Source organism: Myxococcales bacterium (genome assembly GCA_016706225.1).
In the GTDB taxonomy this organism is placed as follows: domain Bacteria; phylum Myxococcota_A; class Polyangia; order Polyangiales; family Polyangiaceae; genus JADJKB01.
This window is the reverse complement of sequence record JADJKB010000025.1, coordinates 299006-317914: the sequence shown is the minus strand read 5'-3', so window position 1 is coordinate 317914 and position 18909 is coordinate 299006. Positions and strand designations below refer to the sequence as shown.

The following is an 18909-nucleotide window of genomic DNA, read 5'->3' as shown; positions in this document are numbered from 1 at the left end:
CCGGCCTATACCCCGGCATTTTCTCGGCGAGCGCCCGGCCTTGCGCGCCCGGCGTGTGCGCTCACCCTCAGCGTGCGGCGGCAGACCCACATGCCGGAAGCGGCGCCCCGGGGTGCTATCCTCCCCGGGTGCGTGCGATCGCCGTCCTGGCGGCACTATTGTTCCTGGCGGGCGCGGCTCGCGCGGAGCCCACCGCGCGGTTCCCCGATCCGGGGCAGGCGCGCGCCGCACCTCCGCCTGCCCCCGCCGAGCTCCGTAAACCAGCCAACGAACCCTGGGGCCGCAGCACCGCGCGGGAGCATTTACGGCGCGCCAGCGAGCACCTGCGCCGAGGTGACACCGCCCTCGCCCTCGGTGAGCTCAACGAGGCAACCCGCATGGACCCGAGCTTCGGCGAGGCCTACCTGGAGCTCGGCCGAGTGAGGGAGCTGAGTCGCGATTTTGCGGAAGCTGATCGAGTCTACGCCGCCGCCGCGCGGATCCCGAGCGCGCGTGCCGATGCGCTGTTCGGGCAAGCTCGGGTCGCGCGCGTCTTGGGGCGCCACGCCGACGCGTTTCGAGCGCTCGAGGGCGCGGTCGAGCTCGCGCCGGAGCGCAAGCGGGTGCAGCTGCTCGCCGAGTGGTACGTGGAACGCCGCGCGTGGCCCGCGGCCCTCGTCGCCTGGCGAAGGGTGCTCTCGCTGCTCGACGACGAGCAAGGTCCCGAGCGCGACGTCGCGCGCTTGCGTGTGCGTGCCCTCGTGGTGCTGGCAGCAGAGGCTGATCCTGTCGTTGCAGGAGCGTCGCATCACGGCAGCTGGGTGCGGCGCTCTCTCGCGCAGATCGGGAAAAAACCGCGCTGAAGCCTGGCTCAGCTCTCCAGGTGAGCTTCGGCAACCTTGCGCACGTCGTCCGGCATGGGGCAGCTCTTGAGCGCCGACAGATCCGTCGTGACCACGGTGTGGTGCACCTCTGCGCTGACCACCCGATCACTCGCCCGCACGAACTCGTAGCGCAGCGTCATGCTGCGGTTCCCGAGCCGCGCGACTGTCGTTTCGACCACGGCGATGTCGCCGTAGCGAAGCGGCGCGCGAAAATCCGAATGCACTGCCACCGCGGGCAATCCAACCCTTCGCTCCGTGACGAGCCGCGCGTAGCCCCCGTCGAGCGGCTCGAACAATCGCTCCATGGCCTCATGGGCGTAGGTCAAGAAGTGCGGGAAGAAGAGCAGCCCCGCGGGATCGACTTCGTGAAAACGCACCTGGCGCTCGTAGGCGAACACGAGCGTGAGCCTACACCGGCGGACGCTGGCGGAAGGGGGGCAGTCGCTGCAGAGTCCCCGCCCCGCGAGCGTGCGGAAGTGTAGGCAGCGTGACCCAGGCCTTGCCGGTCAGCGGGTTTTACCGGACACTTCTGAGCCATGCGGCTTCGCGACCGGTCAATGGCTCTGTGTGCGGTGGTGGGCAGCTGGATCGTGGCCTGTAGCGCCGGCGGCAGCGGCGGTGGTGACGGCGGGGCGTCGTCCGGCGGCAGCGCCGGAGCAACGACCGGCGGCGCGGCTGGAGCCGGAGCCGGAGGAACCTCGACGGGTGGGACGTCGAGCGGTGGCGCAGGCGCGGGCGGCGCAGGCGGGACGGCAGCCAGCGGTGGCGCCCCGACCGGTGGAACCGGCGGCGCGGCCGGCAGTGCGAGCGGCGGAGGCGGAACGTCGAGCGGCGGGACCTGGGGTGATGCCGGTATCCCGGACGTGACGTTCAGCTACGACGGACCGGTCGAAGACGACGCCAGCATCGGAGACGCATGCGCTGCGACGACGGTGAACGCGGAGGCCGCGCCCCTCGACATGTTCATCATGATGGACAATTCCGGCAGCATGGGGACCGACTGCAACATCGGTCAGGCCACGACTTCCAAGTGGTGTTATTCGATCAACGCGCTGTCGCAGTTCTTCCAGACCGCGCCGACCGGCACGGGCGCGGCGCTCCAGTACTTCCCGAAGTGTCTGGGGTCGCTCGCGGAGTGCACGACCGGGACGGGATGTGCCGTGGCCGAGGTACCACTGGGGAATCTGCCCGGAAATCTCACTGCGCTTCAGACTTCTCTCGACGGCACCACACCCAACGGCGCGACTCCCATGGAGGCGGCGCTGCACGGGCTCGCCACCTACACGACCCAGAAACAACAAGCCGGGCGCGTGATGATCGGCATCTTCATCACGGACGGCGTGCCCGAGACGTGCACCACCAACGTCAACATTCTCGCCGGCATCGTGCAGACCCACCTGACCACGGACAAGATCAAGACCTTCGTCATCGGCATGGACGGCGCGGACTTCGGCAAGCTCGACAGTATCGCCGCCCCGGGAGGGGCCGCGCTGCACTCTACGAACTGCGGCGGAACGTCGCCGTGTTATTCGTACAACGTCGGCAACGGCAACCCGGCCGCGTTCACCGCGGTGCTGTCCGCAATCCAGAAGAGCGCGGTCGCCTGTCAGTTTGCGATGCCGAGCACGGACGGCGGCATCACGGACCCCAACAAGGTCGAGGTGCAGTACTTCCCGGCGGGCGCGCCGCCCTCGCAGAAGTTGCCGAAGGTCACCAACGCGAGCGCTTGCTCCGGCGGCGGCTGGTACTACGACAACAACGCCAGCCCCAAATCGATCCTGCTGTGTCCGTCGAGTTGCACCATCGTGCAGCTCGACACCAAGGCGAAGATCGACGTGTCACTGGGTTGCCTGGGATCGTGACGGGGTACACTTCAGCTTTCTCACCGCGACAGCCGGACGGGAGCGCCGCAGATCGCGGCCATGTCGCGCGCGCCGACCCGTTGTAAGCCCTGTGTAAGCGCGACCACCGAAGCTTCGCTCATGCGGAGGGTGGTGGAGAACGTCCCGCGCCGGAGGTCCGGGCAAACTCACCTGCTCAGTCGCCATGCGGAGTACGCTCTGCTCGCCATGCTCCAGCTCGCGGACGGTGGACGGCCCAACACGCTGCGTGGCTCCGACCTCGCTGCGCGGATTGGCGCGCCTCGGCACTATCTCCTCAAGACGCTGCGCCGGCTCGTCCGTGCCAAACTGCTCGTCGCGCAGAGAGGTCACGGTGGAGGATACGCGTTGGCGCGCCCGGCCACGTCCATCAGCTTCTGCGACGTGCTAGCGGCGGTTGGACAGCAGCCTCTCACCACCGCCGGTACGTCACGATGCCGGCAGCGTGGCGCACGGTGTCCGGTGCATGGCCCGTATCGCGTGCTCTCGGATTGGGCCGAACGCCAGCTGATCTCAGGCCGCGCTGCGCGGGTGAGCCGGCCCCGCCGCGCGGCATGACGGCGGTCAGGCCCGGACACGCACTGCCCGCGTCGCGCAAGCGCCATGTAAGCGCCGTGTAAGCGCCAGCCAATAGGCTGCCGTCAGGAAAGGAAGGCCGATGAGCAAGAGCAGCCTGGATGGCGTGCGGCGAACGCTTCTGGCAGTCGTCGCCGCGTTGTTGGTCTGGACGTCAACGATCCCGGCGCAGGCCGCAACCGGCGCTGAGAACTTCAACGCAACCTGTGCCGCCTGCCACACCGTCGGCGGCGGCAAACGCGTCGGTCCCGACCTCAAGGGTGTCACCGAACGCCGCTCGGAGGAGTGGCTGCTGAAGTTCATCAAATCGTCGCAGTCGGTCATCAAGAGCGGCGACCCCACCGCAACGGCGCTGTTCGACGAGTTCAAAGTCCAAATGCCGGACACCCCGTACTCACCGGCCGAAATCAAGGACATCCTCGCTTACATCCAGAGTGGCGGTGAGCCCGCCGCCGCGGCGCCGGTCAGAGCCGCAACGCCGGACGACATCCGCAAGGGTCAGGCGATCTTTCAAGGGATCATCCGCCTGAAGAACGGCGGGCCGCCGTGTAACTCGTGCCACCACGTCCAGAACGACGCCGTCATCGGCGGCGGCGTGTTGGCCAAGGAGCTCACCACGGTCTTCGGGACGATGGGCTCACCCGGGGTCCACGCGATCCTGGGCAAACCGCCGTTCCCGGTGATGGCGCAGGCGTACAAAGACAGGCCGATCACGGAGGACGAGGTCATCTCCATCGTTGCGTTCCTGCAAGACGCCCACGCCAAACAGGCGTTTCAGCAGCCTCGCGACTACGGGTTCCGGCTGCTCTACGGCGGCGCCGGCGGGCTCCTGATCTTGATGCTCCTCTACTCGCTCATCTGGCGCCGGCGCAAGACTCACCCCGTCAATCACGAGATTTTCGAGCGTCAGATCCGCACCGAATGAGCCCGGCCCGTGCAGTCACCATCGACAAGGCCTTCGAGAGATTTGGAGAGGTAGAGACATGAGCTGGATCCAGGACATCATCTCGCCCGAGACGCGGCACTGGGAAGAATTTTACCGCAATCGCTTCCAGCACGATCGCATCGTGCGGAGCACTCACGGGGTCAACTGCACGGGGGGATGCTCCTGGCAGATCCACGTGAAGGACGGCATCGTCGTCTGGGAAACGCAGCAGCTCGACTACCCGCTGCTCGAGGACTCACTCCCGCCCTACGAGCCTCGCGGCTGCCAGCGAGGCATCTCGTATTCGTGGTACCTTTACAGCCCGCTGCGCATCAAATATCCGCTGATCCGCGGCGCGCTCATCGACGCGTTCGAGAAGGAGAAGGCGGCGGCCAAAGGGGACGCGGTTCTGGCCTGGGAGAACCTGCAGAAGAACCCGAAGAAGCGCGCAGCGTACCAGAAAGCCCGCGGAAAAGGCGGTTTCCGCCGCGCCTCGTGGGACGTCGTGCTCGAGCTGATGGCGGCCGCCAACATCTCAACTGCCAAGAAGTATGGGCCCGATCGTGTGTTCGGCTTCTCGCCCATCCCGGCGATGTCCATGCTCAGCTACGCCGCCGGCGCGCGGTTCCTTCAGCTCTTCGGCGGAGTGAACCTCAGCTTCTACGACTGGTACTGCGATCTGCCCACGGCGTTCCCCGAGATCTGGGGTGAGCAGACCGACGTCTGTGAGAGCGCCGATTGGTACAACTCGAAGTTCATCGCTGACATGGGCGCGTGCCTGAACATGACGCGCACTCCCGATTGCCACTTCTTCGCCGAAGCCCGGCACAACGGGACCAAGGCCGTGGTCTTCGCGCCTGACTTCAGCCAGGTCTGCAAATACGCGGACCAATGGGTTCCGCTCCACGCGGGCAGCGACGGCGCCTTCTGGATGGCCGTCTCCCACGTGATCTTGAAGGAGTTCCATCACGAGCAGGCGACGCCGTACTTCATCGACTACGTGAAGAAGTACACGGACAGCCCGTATCTGGTGAAGCTCGAGAAGGTCGGCGACCACTACCGACCAGGCCGCCTCGTTCGCGCCAACGAAATCGCCAAGTGGAAGGACATCGACAACGGCGACTGGAAGTTCCTCAACATCGATCAGGTGAGCAACGAGCTGGTCGTGCCGAAAGGCAGCGTCGGGCACCGTTGGGACAAGACACCCGGCAACTGGAACATGCTGCACGAGAACGCCGTCGACCACGAACCCTACGACCCGACGCTGACTCTGCTGGGAGATCGGGACGACACCTTGCCGACCGAGTTCACCGAGTTCGGTCTGGACAAGGTCGCCGTCCGCAACGTGCCCGTGCGCTACCTGGACACCGTCAACGGCCAGGTCGCCGTGACCACGGTCTACGACCTGATCATGGCCCAATACGGCGTCGGGCGCGGGCTCGCCGGCGACTATCCGAAGGACTACACGGACCCGAACGCGGCCTACACGCCAGCCTGGCAGGAGATCTTGACCGGGGTCGATTCCAAGACGGTGCTGCAGTTTGCGCGGGAGTGGGCGAGCACCGCCGAGATCACCCAAGGCAAGTGCATGATCATCGTCGGCGCCGGCATCAACCATTGGTACCACGCGAACCTGATGTATCGCGCCGGCGCCATGGCGCTGATGCTCTCGGGCTGCGTCGGCAAGAACGGTGGCGGTCTCAACCACTACGTCGGACAAGAGAAGCTGGCGCCGGTCGACTCCTGGGCAGCCATCGCGTTTGCCAAGGACTGGCAGGGGCCCAGCCGCCTCCAGCAGGCCCCCCTGTGGCACTACATCAACACCTGCCAGTACCGCTACGACGGGCAGTTCTCGCGCTACAACGCGGTGCCGAAGAACGACCGCACGGCGCAGCACACCGCGGACACGATCTACCAGTCGGTGCGCATGGGCTGGATGCCGTACTACCCGCAGTTCGAGCAGAACCCACTCGAGCTGACGCGTGAGGCCGAGAAGCACGGCGCGAAGTCGAACGACGAGATCACCGAGTACGTGCTCGAGAAGCTGAAGAGCAAGAAACTAGACTACTCCGTCAGTGATCCGGAGGCTGACGTAAACCACCCACGCGTTTGGTACATCTGGCGCGGCAACGCCATCATGGGGAGCATGAAGGGGCACGAGTACGCCCTCAAACACTACCTCGGTACCCATTCCAACGCTATCGGCAAGGACTCGGACGAACACACCAAAGAGGTGAAGTGGCACGACGTCGCGCCGACCGGGAAGATGGACCTGGTCGTCGACCTCAACTTCCGCATGGACTCGTCGGCTCTCTACTCCGACATCGTCTTGCCGGCGGCATCCTGGTACGAAAAGGCGGACCTCAACAGCACCGATCTGCACTCCTTCATTCACCCGCTCTCACAAGCGGTGGCGCCGGTCTGGGAGTCGAAGTCGGACTGGGACATCTTCAAGCTCCTGGCGCAGGCCACCAGCGAGTGTGCCAAGAAACACCTGGCCACGCCCCAGAAGGACATCGTCGCGACGCCGCTGTCCCACGACACGGCGGACGAGATCACCCAGCCGGAGATCAAGGACTGGTACCGCGGCGAGTGCGAAGCGATCCCGGGCAAGACCATGCACAAGCTTGGCGTAGTCGAGCGCGACTACACGAAGCTGTACGAGAAATACATCACCCTCGGGGAAAACATCAAGAAGACTGGCCTCGGCGGTCACGGCAACCACTACCACTGCCAAGACGAGTACGACCAGCTGCTCTCCTCCAATCACTTCCCGAAACAGACGTTCGACGGCAAGGTCTACCCGTCGCTCCGCGAGGACAACCAGGCCGCGAACGTGCTGCTGCACCTCTCGACGCTCACCAACGGCGAGCTCAACGTGCGCGCGTACGAGAACATGGAGAAGAAGACGGGCCTCGTGCTCGCCGACCTCGGAGAGGGCAGCAAGGACGTCCGCATCACCTACGAGGAGCTCCAGGCGCAACCACGACGTTACAACACGTCACCGCTCTGGTCGGGGTTGATGAACAACGGCCGTGCGTACGCGCCGTACACCTACAACTACGACAAACTCGTGCCGTGGCGGACGCTCACGGGCCGCCAGCACTTCTACCTCGATCACGAGATGTACCTCGCCTACGGCGAGAACCTCCCGACCTACAAGCCGTCGCCCAAACCCGCGGCCTACGGCGACCTGAAGGAGACACTCAAGGACGGCGAGGCGCTGGCGCTCAACTGCCTCACTCCGCACGGCAAGTGGCACATCCATTCGACCTACATGGAGAACCACCGAATGCTCACGCTGTCGCGCGGCTGTGAGCCATGCTGGATGAGCGAGGCTGACGCGGAGGAGCTCGGCATTCAGGACAACGACTGGGTCGAGGTCTACAACGACCACGGTGTCTACTGCACACGCGCCTGCGTGAGCGCACGTATCCCCAGGGGTGTGTGCATCGTCTATCACGTCCCCGAACGAACCGTTGGCATTCCGAAGTCACAGGTGCGCGGCAATCGGCGGGCGGGTGGGCACAACAGCTTCACGCGCATCCACCTGAAGCCGAACTACCTGAGCGGTGGCTATGGCCAGTTCAGCTACCACTTCAACTACTGGGGCCCGATCGCGCCGCAGCGAGACACTCACGTGATCGTCAAGAGAATGACCAAGGTCGTCTTCTGAGAAAGGACAGCAGTCATGGATATCAGAGCTCAGATCTCGATGGTCTTTCATCTCGACAAATGTATCGGCTGTCACACTTGCTCGATCGCCTGCAAGAACATCTGGACCGACCGCAAGGGCGCGGAATACCAGTGGTGGAACAACGTCGAGACCAAACCCGGCACGGGCTACCCAGGAAAGTGGGAGGACCAGGAGATCTACAAGGGCGGCTGGTACCGGGACGACGTTGGGCGCATCCACCTGAAGGGCGCAGGCAAGAAGAAGGGCCTGTCGAACATCTTCCACAACCCCAACTTGCCTGCGGTCGAGGACTACTACGAGCCGTTCACGTACGACTACCTGAACCTGATCGAGGCGCCGGCCGGAGACGATCAGCCCACCGCCCGTCCGATATCGCTGATCACCGGCGAGCCCATCGACGTGAAGATGGGGCCGAACTGGGACGACGACCTGGGCGGCAGCCCCGACTACGCCCGCAACGATCCAAACCTCGCAAAGCTCTCGCCCGCCGAGCGCGAAGCCATGTTCCAGCTGGAGCGCATGGCGTTCTTCTACCTGCCTCGGATCTGCAACCACTGCTTGAACCCTGGTTGCGTGGCCTCGTGTCCGTCCGGTGCGATCTACAAGCGCGGTGAAGATGGCATCGTGCTGATCAACCAGAAGGTGTGCCGCGCTTGGCGCATGTGCGTGACCGCCTGCCCGTACAAGAAGAGCTACTACAACTGGCACACCGGAAAGAGTGAGAAGTGCATCCTCTGCTACCCGCGCATGGAGGCGGGTTACGCGCCGGCCTGTATGCACTCCTGCGTCGGGCGCATTCGCTACATCGGTGTGCTCCTGTACGACGCCGACCGCATCGAGACGACGGCATCACTCGAGGACAAACAGCTGGTGCAGGGTCAGCTCGACATGCTGATGGACCCCTTCGACCCGGAGGTCATCGCTGCGGCGAAGGCCAACGGCATCCCCGACTCGACGATCAAGGCCGCTCAAGACTCCCCGACCTACAAGTTCGTCAAGACCTGGGGCATGGCCCTGCCGCTCCACCCGGAGTTCAGGACGCTGCCGATGCTGTTCTACGTACCGCCGCTCTTGCCGGTGATGGCTTCAGTCACCGAGTCCGACGGTGCCCAGAAAGAGAAGCTGAACCCCATAGCAAAGACCTGGACCGACAACTGGCTCTACGACACCAGCACCGAGGAGCTGTTTCAGACGATCGACCAGGCCCGGTTCCCGCTCAAGTACATGGCGAGCCTGTTCAGCGCGGGTGATACGAACGCGGTCGCGTTGCGGCTGAAGAAGCTGATGGCGGTAAGGATCTACCGACGCTTCAAGACCGTCGGTGACATTCCGGAGAGCAAGGTCAACCAGCTCCTGAAGGAGACCGGGCTGAGCCAGGCCGAAGCGGAGGGCATCTTCCAGCTGACGGCGCTGGCGAAATTCAACGACCGCTTTGTCATTCCGCCCGCGCACCGCGAGCAGGCCATGGAAATGCTGGAGTTCACTGGAGACACCAAGGGTTCGACGGGCTTTGGCTTCCGCGAGAAGCCCGAGCGGGGGATGTGAGATGTCCTTCGCACGCTACGAGCTGTTGGCCCTGTTGTTCACCCATCCGGGCTCAGGCTTCGACGAAGCCGTGTCGCTGGCGATCGCCGCCCACGTGGACCGTTATCCCCATGCCGCGCTGGCGCTGGAGAAGTTCCGTCGACTCCTACCCACACGCGATCTCTTGGCTCTGCAAGAGCTCCACACCCGCACCTTCGACATCCAGCCCATCACGTCGCTCGACATCGGGTACACGCTGTTTGGCGAGGACTACAAACGCGGCGCGCTGCTCGCCGGCTTGAGCGGAGAGCACAAGCGCGCGGAGAACGACTGCGGCAGCGAGCTCGGAGACCATCTACCCAACCTCCTCCGACTGTTACCGAAGCTGACCGACACGAGCGTGCGGGACGAGCTCGTCCGCGTGATCCTCGCTCCCGCCGTGCGCGAGATGATCCGCGAGTTCGGGCCCGAGCGGATGGCCAAGAAGGAAGAGCTCTACAAGAAGCACCACAAGACGCTCATCGAGGCTGCCTCCGGCGAGATGCGCACGGCCTACTGTCACGCCCTCGAGGCGCTGTACGAGGTCCTACGCGAGGACTTCGAGCTCAAGGTCAGCCTGCCGCTCGACCAGGAATCCAAGTTCGTCGGCTCGGTCGGCGCGGAGCTGGGGATCGAGAGTGGCGCAGCGCCCAACAGCCTCCCGGGCTTCGCCGCCGGTGACTCCCGAGGGTCGTGCTCCAGCAACGTGAGAGGGACGTGATGAACCTGCCGTACGTGTTTCTATTCGCCGGGCTGCCCTACGCCGCGATGCTCATCTTCTTGGCGGGCACCATCATGCGGTACCGCAACACGGGCTTCAAAGTCTCCGCCTTGTCGTCCCAGTTTCTGGAGGGACGGAGACTGTTCTGGGGCTCGGTGCCGTTCCACATCGGGATCCTGGTGTGTTTCTTCGGGCATCTGACCGCGTTCTTGATCCCCGAGGGAACCCTGCTCTGGAACAGCAACCCGGTGCGGCTGATCGTGCTGGAGATCACGGCGTTCTCCTTCGGCCTGAGCACGCTGGTCGGGCTAGTCGGGCTGATGGTCCGGAGATTCACAAACCCGCGCATCAAGATGGTCACGACCCGCATGGACGTCGTGCTCGAACTCCTGATCCTGGCGCAGGTGCTGTTGGGTCTGTGGGTGGCGTATGGCTATCGCTGGGGCTCGTCATGGTTCGCGGCGGATCTCTCGCCCTACCTGATGTCGCTCTTCAAACTCGATCCCAACCTGGTGGCGATCAGCGCCATGCCCGTGCCGATCCAGCTGCACGTCATCGGCGCTTGGCTCATCGTCGGGATCTTCCCTTTCACTCGGCTGGTCCACATCCTGGTCGCGCCGCTGCACTACATCCGCCGTCCATACCAGCGCGTAATGTGGAACTGGGATCGTAAGGCGATCCGCGACCCGGCAACACCCTGGAGCAAGGCGCGACCGAAGAACAACTGAGAGGGACACATGCCCGTGGAAGCGAAAGCGACGGGGGCCGCTCACAAGGCCCTCTTCTTGAACACACTCGCGTTCACCGTCTGCTTCGCAGCCTGGATGCTCAACGGCGTGCTGGTGACGTTCCTCGCGGCCAATCAGGTGTTCAAGTGGGGCCCGGTCGAGGTCGGGTGGCTGATGGGGATTCCGGTCCTCACGGGATCGGCGTTCCGGCTCCCGGCCGGGATCCTCACCGACAAGTACGGCGGGAAACCGGTTTTCACCGGCCTGCTCTTGTTCGCGGCGCTGCCGATGTTCCTGCTCTCGTACGCCAACAGCTTCCTGGCCTTCGCGCTGTGCAGCTTCGGGTTCGGGCTGGCGGGGGTCAGCTTCTCGATCGGCATTGCGTTCACGTCGGTGTGGTATCCGAAGCGGAATCAGGGCACGGCGCTCGGAGTCTTCGGCGCGGGTAATGCGGGTGCGGCGCTGACCACCCTGTTGGCGCCCTCACTGCTGAACGAGTTCACCAACCACGGCGCAAACCTCGAAGGCTGGCGCAAGGTACCGGTCGTGTACGCAGTCGGGCTGTTGCTCATGGCGACGCTCTTTTTCGCGCTGACGACCAACAAAAAGCCCGCGAGCTCCGGCCGCAATCTGCGCCAAATGCTCGCGCCGCTCCGCAGCGTCCGTGTGTGGCGTTTCGGGCTCTACTACTTCCTGGTATTCGGCTGCTTCGTTGCGTTCTCGCAGTGGCTGGTCCCGTACTTCGTGAACGTCTATTACCTGCCGCTGGTCACCGCAGGGATCTTGGCTGCGCTCTTCAGCTTCCCGTCGGGCGTGATTCGCGCGATGGGCGGCTGGATGTCGGACAAGTGGGGCGCCCGTCGGGTGATGACCTGGGTGCTCGTCACGTCCTGCCTGATCAGCTTCGCGGTGATCTTTCCGAAGATGGAGGTCTTCTCGCCGGGTCAGGGCATCATGGCCAAGGCCGCCGGTACGGTCACCTCGGTGTCGCCAGAGAGCATCGGTGTGGGTCGCGAGAGCTACGCACTGACACAAAAACCCACGACCTTCGCCAAGCTCGAAGCCGGGCTGCTCGTCTTCCCCAAGAAGGAGGTGTGGCAGGAGCCCGCGGTGGTCGTCGGACAAGAGGTGCAACGGAGGGAGCTCTTGGCGAAGGGGGTCACACGCATCTTCTTCCAGGCCAACGTGTGGATTTTCGCCGTGCTGGTCACGCTCTTGGGCTGCATCTGGGGGATCGGGAAGGCGGGCGTCTACAAGTACATTCCGGACTACTTCCCCGATGAAGTCGGCGTCGTCGGAGGCATGGTGGGTGTGCTCGGGGGACTCGGCGGCTTCTTCTGCCCGATCGTCTTCGGATACCTGCTCGAGGGGACGGGCCTCTGGACGAGCTGCTGGATGTTCATGTTCGCGCTGTCCACGGTCTGTCTCGCGTGGCTGCTACGCACCGTGCGTTTGCTCGACGCGAAGCTGACACCGCGCACTTCTCAACGCCTGGAAGCGCCACTCGAGAGGGCAACCCAATGAGCAAGACCGATGAATCCGCTCCCGCCGCGGCCGGCGGGATCGGGGGCTGGCTCCCCAAGTGGGAACCGGAGAACGAAAGGTTCTGGACCGAGACCGGCAGCAAGATCGCTCGGCGAACGCTCACGCTCACGACCATCAGCCTCATCCTCTCATTCGCCACCTGGTTCGTGATGAGTGTGCTCGTGGTTCGCCTGCCCGCGATTGGTTTCAAGTTCGACACGATGCAGCTGTTCTGGCTGGCGGCGATGCCCGGGCTCGCTGGCGGCACGCTGCGAGTGATTCACAGCTTCTTGATCCCGATCTTCGGGACGCGGTTGGTTGTCGGAGTCGCCACGCTGCTCAAGCTCATCCCCTGCATCGGTCTGGGCCTCGCCGTCCTGGACCCAGAGACGCCCTTCTGGGTGTTCCTGGTCCTCGCTCTCACGGCCGGCCTGGGAGGCGGCGATTTCTCCTCTTTCATGCCGAGCACGAGCCTGTTCTTTCCCAAGCGGCTCCAGGGAGCGGCGCTCGGCGTCCAGGCTGGAGTCGGAAACTTCGGCGTGAGTCTCGCGCAGTTCGTGAGCCCCTGGATCATCGGCTTCGCGCTGTTCGGCACGCTCGGCGGCGGGGCTCAGGTCTTCAAAAAGGGCGCCGTTAGCCAGGATATCTGGCTCCAAAACGCGATGTTCTGGTACGTGCCATTTCTCGTCATCGTCGGGATGCTGTGTCTGGTGTTGATGCGCAGCGTCCCGATCAAGGCATCGTTTCGCGAGCAGCTCGACATCTTCAAGGACAAACACACCTGGTTCTGTACCGTCACCTACGTCATGACGTTCGGATCTTTTTCCGGCTTCGCGGCGGCGTTCCCCCTGATGATCAAGACCGTGTATGGCGGTTTTCCCGGAGCTTCGGATCCGCTGAAATACGCCTTCCTCGGCCCGCTGCTGGGCTCCGCCGCGCGCGTTGCTTTCGGCTTCGTGGCGGACAAGGTCGGCGGCGCCATCCTCACCCACATCGTCGGCCTGGCGATGATCGTCATCTGTGGAGTGATGGTCTTTCTGGGACTCTTGACGCCAACCTCGCTCGATCAGTTTCCGCTCTTCGTCGGCTGTATGCTGGGGCTCTTCCTCTTCAGCGGTGTCGGCAACGCCTCGACCTTCCGGCAGTTTCCGATCATCTTCGCGCATTCGCCGCGACAAGGAGCGCAAGTCTTGGGCTGGACCGCTGCGGTCGCCGCGTATGGCCCATTCGCCTTCTCGATGCTCGTGGGCGCCTCGATCACCAAGACCGGGTCGGCCGCACCATTCTTCCTCGGAGCGGCGGCGTTCTACCTCGCCGCGGTGGCGGTCAACTGGTGGTATTACACGAAGAGCGGTTGTGAACGCCCGTCTTGACGTGATCGAGGACGCGGGCGGCGTGCGTGAGCTCGCCGACACCTGCGGACGGATCGTGCGGAGCCTGCGCATCTCCGTGACGGACCGCTGCAACCTTCGCTGCACCTACTGTCTCCCGATGGGGAGCGGCTTCCGGCGCGCCGATGAGCTGCTCTCGTGGGACGACATCCTGTGTGTCGTTCGGGTCGCGTGCCGCCTGGGTGTGGACCACGTCCGGCTGACCGGGGGGGAGCCGCTCGTGCGTCCCGGGCTCGCCGAGCTGGTCGCGCGGCTCAAGCGCGAGACACAGGTGCGCGAGGTGGCGCTGACGACGAATGGCGTGCTGCTGGAGCAACACGCGGCCGCGCTCGCGGAGGCAGGCCTCGATCGCCTCACCGTCAGCGTCGACTCCCTCAGGCCGGAGCGCTTCCGGGCGATCACCTGTGCGGGCGCCCTCGACGAAGTCTGGCGAGGCATTCGGCGCGCGTCGGACGCCGGGCTGCGACCGCTCAAGATCAACGTGCTCGTGCTGCGCGGAATGAACGATGACGAGATCGAAGCCTGGGTCGACCTCACTCGTGACCACGATCTCGTGGTGCGTTTCCTGGAGCTGATGCCTGTGGGCGAGGGCGCGACTCCTCGCCTGCACGAGCGGTACGTCGACCTCACCCAGGTACGCCGTCGCCTCACGGCAGAACTGGGGCTGCTCCCGGCCGAGGGAGTGCCGGGAAATGGTCCAGCGCGCTACTGGCGCGTGCCGGATGCCAGAGGGATCGTTGGGTTCATCACGCCGATCTCCGACGGCTACTGCGGGGCCTGCAGCCGGTTTCGGCTCACCGCGACGGGCGAGCTGAGGCCCTGCCTGGGCCACGACTTGGGCGTCCCGCTGCGCGACGCTATCCAGGCACGCGACGAGGCGCTCGTGGCGTCGCTCTTCGTCCACGCGGCTGCCATGAAACCCGTCGGTCACCGCTTTGGCGACGGCAAGGTCACGAGGATCCGGATGTCGCGGCTCGGAGGCTGACCGGGCCACCGCCGGCTCCGGAGGTCCGTTGCAGGAGCGACGATCGCGAGGGCGCCGGCGCCCCAGGCGCGCTTCAAGCAGAGGCGGGGCGTTGACTCGCGGTCTGCAAGCGGCGTCGGAGCACCAGGAGCTGTTCCGACGGGGTTGCGTCCAGCTCAGTCTCGAGCGCTCGACGAAAGTCGTCGTAGGCGGCCAGTGCTTCCGCGGGCCCGGACACCCGGCTGAGCAGCTCCAGCTTGGTGAACACCAGCTCCTCTCTGAACGGGGACAACCTCGTGGCTCGCCGCAAGCAGTCGAGAGCGCGCTCATCCGCTCCCGCCGCCGAGTGAAGCTGCGCCAACCGCGCGAGTGCGTTCACCTGGCGCTCTTTGAGCTCCTGACGCTCCACTTCACACCACTCCGCGAACGGGTCGTCCTCGAACAGGTCGCCCCCGTACAGAGCGACCGCCTCCTCCAGAAGAGCGAGCTCGATGTCGGCCGCGCCGGGAGAACGCATGCTTCGGTCCAGCAGCTGCTTGTACCGAAACACGTCGATGCTGATGGGGGTGTTCATGTCGAGGTAATAAACCTCGCCGCGATTGCGCACGTACAGCCACTGACGCTCCTTGCGGTGGGGTTCGATCACCGAACGCAAGGCGTGAACCACTCCGTGCAACCGGTTCGCGCCCTGGTGGGGATCCACGTCCGGCCAGAGCTGCTCGATCAACACGTCGCGGCTCGAAGGTGCGCCCGCCTTCAGCGCGAGCAGCTTCAAGAGCACGATGGCTTTGTTGCGTGTAAACGCCGCCGCTGAAATCTCCTGCCCGCGCTGGTGGACGCTGAACGGACCGAAACATCGCAGCTCGAGCTCGGGGCAAAGGTTGGCGAACGTGGGGGGAATGTCACCGCTCGGGCGCTCGTCGAGCAGGAAGCCCGCGTGGTGGGCCTCCAACCGAACCGCCGCTTGCTGGGCCATGGTCAGGAGCGGCACGAGGCGACCCGTTGCGTTGGCAGGCCCCTCCCGCCCGAAGTCGAGCACGGCGATGCCGTAGAGGCGACCGTTGGTGATCATGGGCAGACAACACGGGCTCGCGGTTCGGCTCGGCAAGCTGCGGCGACAGCACTCCGGCCAACTACGTCGGCCGGGGTCGCCGACGAACCCATGCGCGGCCGAGACGGACGGGCACCCGGCCCAGGCCCCTGCCTCCGCCTGTTTGCAGATGAGCGAAACGGGACCGGTAGAGACTACTGCGCTCGGACTGCCCGTGGTGGGGTCGATGATCGCGAGGCTTCCGTGGTGAGCGCCAGCGAACTGTCGCATCGACTCGAGCAGCACACGCTGCGGCTGTCCGGGCGCGCCCTCCTCGAGGCCGCGGCACATCGAGTCCACCGATTGGCGCAGCGCCGCGAGTCCGGCGCGGATGGCGGTGCTGAGGGGCAGCGCTGCGCGCTCGAGCAGGTCGAGCACGTGCTCCACCGGAAAATCGTCGCGCCGCGACATGAGATGGAGCGAGCCGAGCACTCCGCGCGCGTCAGGCAACGGAACCGCGGCCAACGAGCGGATCCCAGCGTCGACGACGGCGCGCCGGAGATAGCGGGGGTCGTCGGCCAGTCCCCCTCTCATGACCAGGGGTCTTCCCGTCGCTGCAACGATGCCGGGGTAACCGACGTTCACGGCAAAGCGGGGTCGCTCCGCCAGCGCTGCTCCGTGGGGCCCCGCCCATACACAGAGCAGCGGATCCCCACCGTCGGGCTCGCAGAGAAAGATCTCGCCGTCGTCCGCGCCGGTGGCGTTCAGGAGTACCTGGAGCACCGCCCTCAGCCCAGGCAAAAGGTGATCCGCGGAGATCGCAGCGGCGACCTCGCCCACGACAGCGGAAACGTCGAAACCTCCGGCAGGCACCCCTGCGGTGATCGCTCGCGAGACGACTCCCACGAGCTCGTCGTTGTCGAAAGGTTTGGTCAGGTAGTCACACGCACCGGTCCGCATCGCGTCGACGGCCGAGTCGACCGATCCATACGCGGTGAGCAAGACGACCTTCGTCATGGGCCAGCGTCCTCGGACGCTCTTCAGCAACTCCACTCCGCTCATGCCAGGCATACGGATGTCGCTCAGAACAAGCCCGAATTCCGACACTTCCATCAGCGCGAGGGCTTGCTCTGCGGAGTACGCGACTTGAACCTCGAGCTGGATCTCCTCGAGCAGCATGGCGATGCCGTCGACCATGTCGCGGTTGTCATCCACCACCAGGACACGCATGCAGTTCATGGGCTGGCCTCTACGACGCTTGCCGCTTTGTTCTCCACGCCCGCCTTCGCTGCGGACTCACCTCCGGTCGAAGCGGGCAACACGATGCGGAAGACGGTCCCGGCATCGATCGCGCTGTCGACCTCGATCCGGCCCGCGTGGCTACGGACGATGTTCTCCGCGACAGAGAGCCCCAGCCCCGTGCCGGTGGATTTGGAGGTGAAGAAGGGCTGGAAGATCTGGGCGAGCTGGTCGGCTCCCATGCCCGGACCCGTGTCGCGAACGTCAATCACTCGCGCGCTCGCGCCCGCGTCGTGGGTCTCATGCGCACCAATCCAGACCTCGTCCCCGTCCCTGGCAGCTTCGATGGCGTTGAGTGCGAGGTTGAGGACCGCCTGGCCCAAGAGACCGGCATCGACCTCTGCCCAGATCGGGACGTCTCCGCTGTGGCCGTCAGCCTGCACCCGTACGCCGGCGTTGGTGGCAAGTGGTTGAACTGACTCGATGGTCTCTCGGCAAATTTGCCGCAGGTCCACCCGACGTCGCTCTGGCTTCCGCGGCCGTGCGAGCTTCAAGAGATTGCCAACGATCTTGCGACAGCCGTCCGCGTTGCGGCGGATGGTCTCCAGGTGCCCGTAGATTGGACTGTCCGGTGCCGAGTTCGCGAGGGCGTGTTGACTGTACAGGGAGACCACTCCGATCGGGTTGTTGATCTCGTGCGCAACCGCAGCGGCAAGCTTGCCGACCACGCTCATTTGCTCCTCGTGCATGAGGTGTTTTTCCACAGACACGCGGTCAGTAATGTCGCGCGCGACCATCACCAGCCCGAGCGGCTCTCCCCGTTTCATCCGCACCAGCGAGTGCGTCGCCTCGAACGTACGCCCGGCGCGCTCGAAGGTGGACCGAGCGGGCGAGGCAGGATCGTTCTGCAACGTGTTGAACAGCGTTTCGTAGGTCTGCGCTTCGCCGACCAGGCCGTCCGCTTGTCGAAGCTCCCGCGCTCGCCGGTTACTGAAAAGGACCCGCCCGCCAGGGTCCAAGCAGGTGACGGCATCACCCATACAGTCGATGATCGCCTGCAGTCTTGCGCGCTCGATCTCGACTGCGCCACGGGCGTCGGCAAGCCGTTCTTTTTCGGAGTTGAGCTCGTCGATCGTCCAGAGCAAACGTCGCTGACCCTGCCGCAGCTTCGCCGTGAGAGAGCGAGTGAAGAGTGAGCTGGCGAGGAGCGTGAGCACGAGCCCTCCGAGCACGGCCAGCGCTCGGTAGTTCAAGGCCCCGCCCAAACCTTCTTCTCCCATTGGGAAGAGGCAGTGATGGGGGAGGATGCCGGAGCCTTCACCGAGAATGATTAGCGCGACGAGTCCGATGGCCAAAGCCAGTACGAGTGACGCAGAGCGACGGCGGAGCACGATATTTGCGTTGACGACGTGCAGGACGAAGAGCGGGAGACAGGGGTTTTCGATCCCGCCAGCCAGATGCACGAGGGCCGCGAGCGCCAGGCAATCAACTGCGATCTGAACCGCCGCATGAGTGAACCACGACCATCGCCCATCAGGACCGAGGATGGCCAGCACGGCGTTGTACGCCAGAAGCAGCGCGGCCACGCTCCAGAGGCCGGTCGCCGAATCAGGCGGGAGCTGACCCAGCACCGGTCCAGCGAGCGCGAGCACCGCGGCGACGCCCAGGACGGCGACCCACCGCAGGCGCACGAGCCAGCGAAATACCGCGTCCAGCGACTCGGCTGCGGAAGTTTCGGCTGGCGACCACCCCTGGAACACTTGAACCCCGATCCGTCAGTTTAGCCTCGGGGGGGTGCCGACTGCGAG

At 65.0% G+C, this 18909-nt stretch carries 14 protein-coding genes; 11 read left to right on the top strand and 3 right to left on the bottom strand.

The genetic code is table 11. From position 1 onward, the window contains the following. Positions 1-128: 128 nt before the first annotated feature. Positions 129-842 (top strand): hypothetical protein, encoded by a 714-nt coding sequence (locus IPI67_40045; GenBank protein MBK7586368.1) that lies wholly within the window; start codon positions 129-131, stop codon positions 840-842. An 8-nt stretch (positions 843-850) separates the two neighbouring features. Here IPI67_40045 and IPI67_40040 read toward each other — a convergent pair whose 3' ends face one another. Beyond that, a complete protein-coding gene (locus tag IPI67_40040; protein ID MBK7586367.1) occupies positions 851-1261 on the bottom strand; it encodes an acyl-CoA thioesterase in 411 nt (136 codons plus the stop codon). Positions 1262-1399: 138 nt separating this feature from the next. On the opposite strand from IPI67_40040, the gene IPI67_40035 reads away from it, so the two are divergent. The 10 genes from IPI67_40035 to moaA all read left to right on the top strand — a co-directional run bounded on the left by IPI67_40035 (position 1400) and on the right by moaA (position 14853). Next, a complete protein-coding gene (locus IPI67_40035) occupies positions 1400-2725 on the top strand; it encodes a hypothetical protein (protein ID MBK7586366.1) in 1326 nt (441 codons plus the stop codon). Between the two features lie 120 nt (positions 2726-2845). Next, positions 2846-3301, top strand: coding sequence for an Rrf2 family transcriptional regulator (locus IPI67_40030; GenBank protein ID MBK7586365.1), 456 nt, complete (start codon positions 2846-2848; stop codon positions 3299-3301). Positions 3302-3401: 100 nt separating this feature from the next. Then, a complete protein-coding gene (locus IPI67_40025; GenBank protein MBK7586364.1) occupies positions 3402-4244 on the top strand; it encodes a cytochrome c in 843 nt (280 codons plus the stop codon). 58 nt (positions 4245-4302) lie between these two features. After that, the gene (locus IPI67_40020) at positions 4303-7920 is read left to right on the top strand and encodes a nitrate reductase subunit alpha (protein ID MBK7586363.1); all 3618 of its coding nucleotides are present in this window, start codon (positions 4303-4305) and stop codon (positions 7918-7920) included. 15 nt (positions 7921-7935) lie between these two features. After that, positions 7936-9486, top strand: a complete 1551-nt coding sequence (gene narH / locus IPI67_40015; GenBank protein ID MBK7586362.1) for a nitrate reductase subunit beta — start codon at positions 7936-7938, stop codon at positions 9484-9486. Between the two features lies 1 nt (position 9487). Further along, positions 9488-10225 carry a hypothetical protein gene (locus tag IPI67_40010; protein MBK7586361.1) on the top strand — a complete coding sequence of 246 codons (738 nt, stop codon included), beginning with the start codon at positions 9488-9490 and terminating at the stop codon, positions 10223-10225. Continuing rightward, a complete protein-coding gene (narI, locus tag IPI67_40005; GenBank protein ID MBK7586360.1) occupies positions 10198-10953 on the top strand; it encodes a respiratory nitrate reductase subunit gamma in 756 nt (251 codons plus the stop codon). The genes IPI67_40010 and narI overlap by 28 nt, the downstream gene beginning before the upstream one ends. A 9-nt stretch (positions 10954-10962) precedes the next feature. Next, positions 10963-12477, top strand: a complete 1515-nt coding sequence (locus IPI67_40000; protein MBK7586359.1) for a NarK/NasA family nitrate transporter — start codon at positions 10963-10965, stop codon at positions 12475-12477. Next, complete coding sequence (locus tag IPI67_39995) at positions 12474-13850, top strand: NarK/NasA family nitrate transporter (GenBank protein ID MBK7586358.1); 1377 nt, start codon at positions 12474-12476, stop codon at positions 13848-13850. The genes IPI67_40000 and IPI67_39995 overlap by 4 nt, the downstream gene beginning before the upstream one ends. After that, a complete protein-coding gene (gene moaA, locus IPI67_39990; GenBank protein ID MBK7586357.1) occupies positions 13834-14853 on the top strand; it encodes a GTP 3',8-cyclase MoaA in 1020 nt (339 codons plus the stop codon). The genes IPI67_39995 and moaA overlap by 17 nt, the downstream gene beginning before the upstream one ends. Positions 14854-14926: 73 nt before the next feature. Here moaA and IPI67_39985 read toward each other — a convergent pair whose 3' ends face one another. Both IPI67_39985 and IPI67_39980 read right to left on the bottom strand, forming a co-directional pair. Next, a complete protein-coding gene (locus IPI67_39985; GenBank protein MBK7586356.1) occupies positions 14927-17101 on the bottom strand; it encodes a response regulator in 2175 nt (724 codons plus the stop codon). Further along, positions 17098-18861, bottom strand: a complete 1764-nt coding sequence (locus tag IPI67_39980; GenBank protein MBK7586355.1) for a hypothetical protein — start codon at positions 18859-18861, stop codon at positions 17098-17100. Before IPI67_39980 ends, IPI67_39985 begins: the two co-directional genes overlap by 4 nt. Positions 18862-18909 lie beyond the last annotated feature (48 nt).

What these genes read in the sequence shown, in the direction of transcription:
- IPI67_39985 (MBK7586356.1), bottom strand. Translation starts at nt 17,101, where the DNA reads ATGAACTGCATGCGTGTCCTGGTGGTGGATGACAACCGCGACATGGTC.
- narH (MBK7586362.1), top strand. Translation starts at nt 7,936, where the DNA reads ATGGATATCAGAGCTCAGATCTCGATGGTCTTTCATCTCGACAAATGT.
- IPI67_40020 (MBK7586363.1), top strand. Translation starts at nt 4,303, where the DNA reads ATGAGCTGGATCCAGGACATCATCTCGCCCGAGACGCGGCACTGGGAA.
- IPI67_40010 (MBK7586361.1), top strand. Translation starts at nt 9,488, where the DNA reads ATGTCCTTCGCACGCTACGAGCTGTTGGCCCTGTTGTTCACCCATCCG.
- IPI67_40000 (MBK7586359.1), top strand. Translation starts at nt 10,963, where the DNA reads ATGCCCGTGGAAGCGAAAGCGACGGGGGCCGCTCACAAGGCCCTCTTC.
- IPI67_40025 (MBK7586364.1), top strand. Translation starts at nt 3,402, where the DNA reads ATGAGCAAGAGCAGCCTGGATGGCGTGCGGCGAACGCTTCTGGCAGTC.
- IPI67_40030 (MBK7586365.1), top strand. Translation starts at nt 2,846, where the DNA reads ATGCGGAGGGTGGTGGAGAACGTCCCGCGCCGGAGGTCCGGGCAAACT.
- IPI67_40035 (MBK7586366.1), top strand. Translation starts at nt 1,400, where the DNA reads ATGCGGCTTCGCGACCGGTCAATGGCTCTGTGTGCGGTGGTGGGCAGC.
- IPI67_39995 (MBK7586358.1), top strand. Translation starts at nt 12,474, where the DNA reads ATGAGCAAGACCGATGAATCCGCTCCCGCCGCGGCCGGCGGGATCGGG.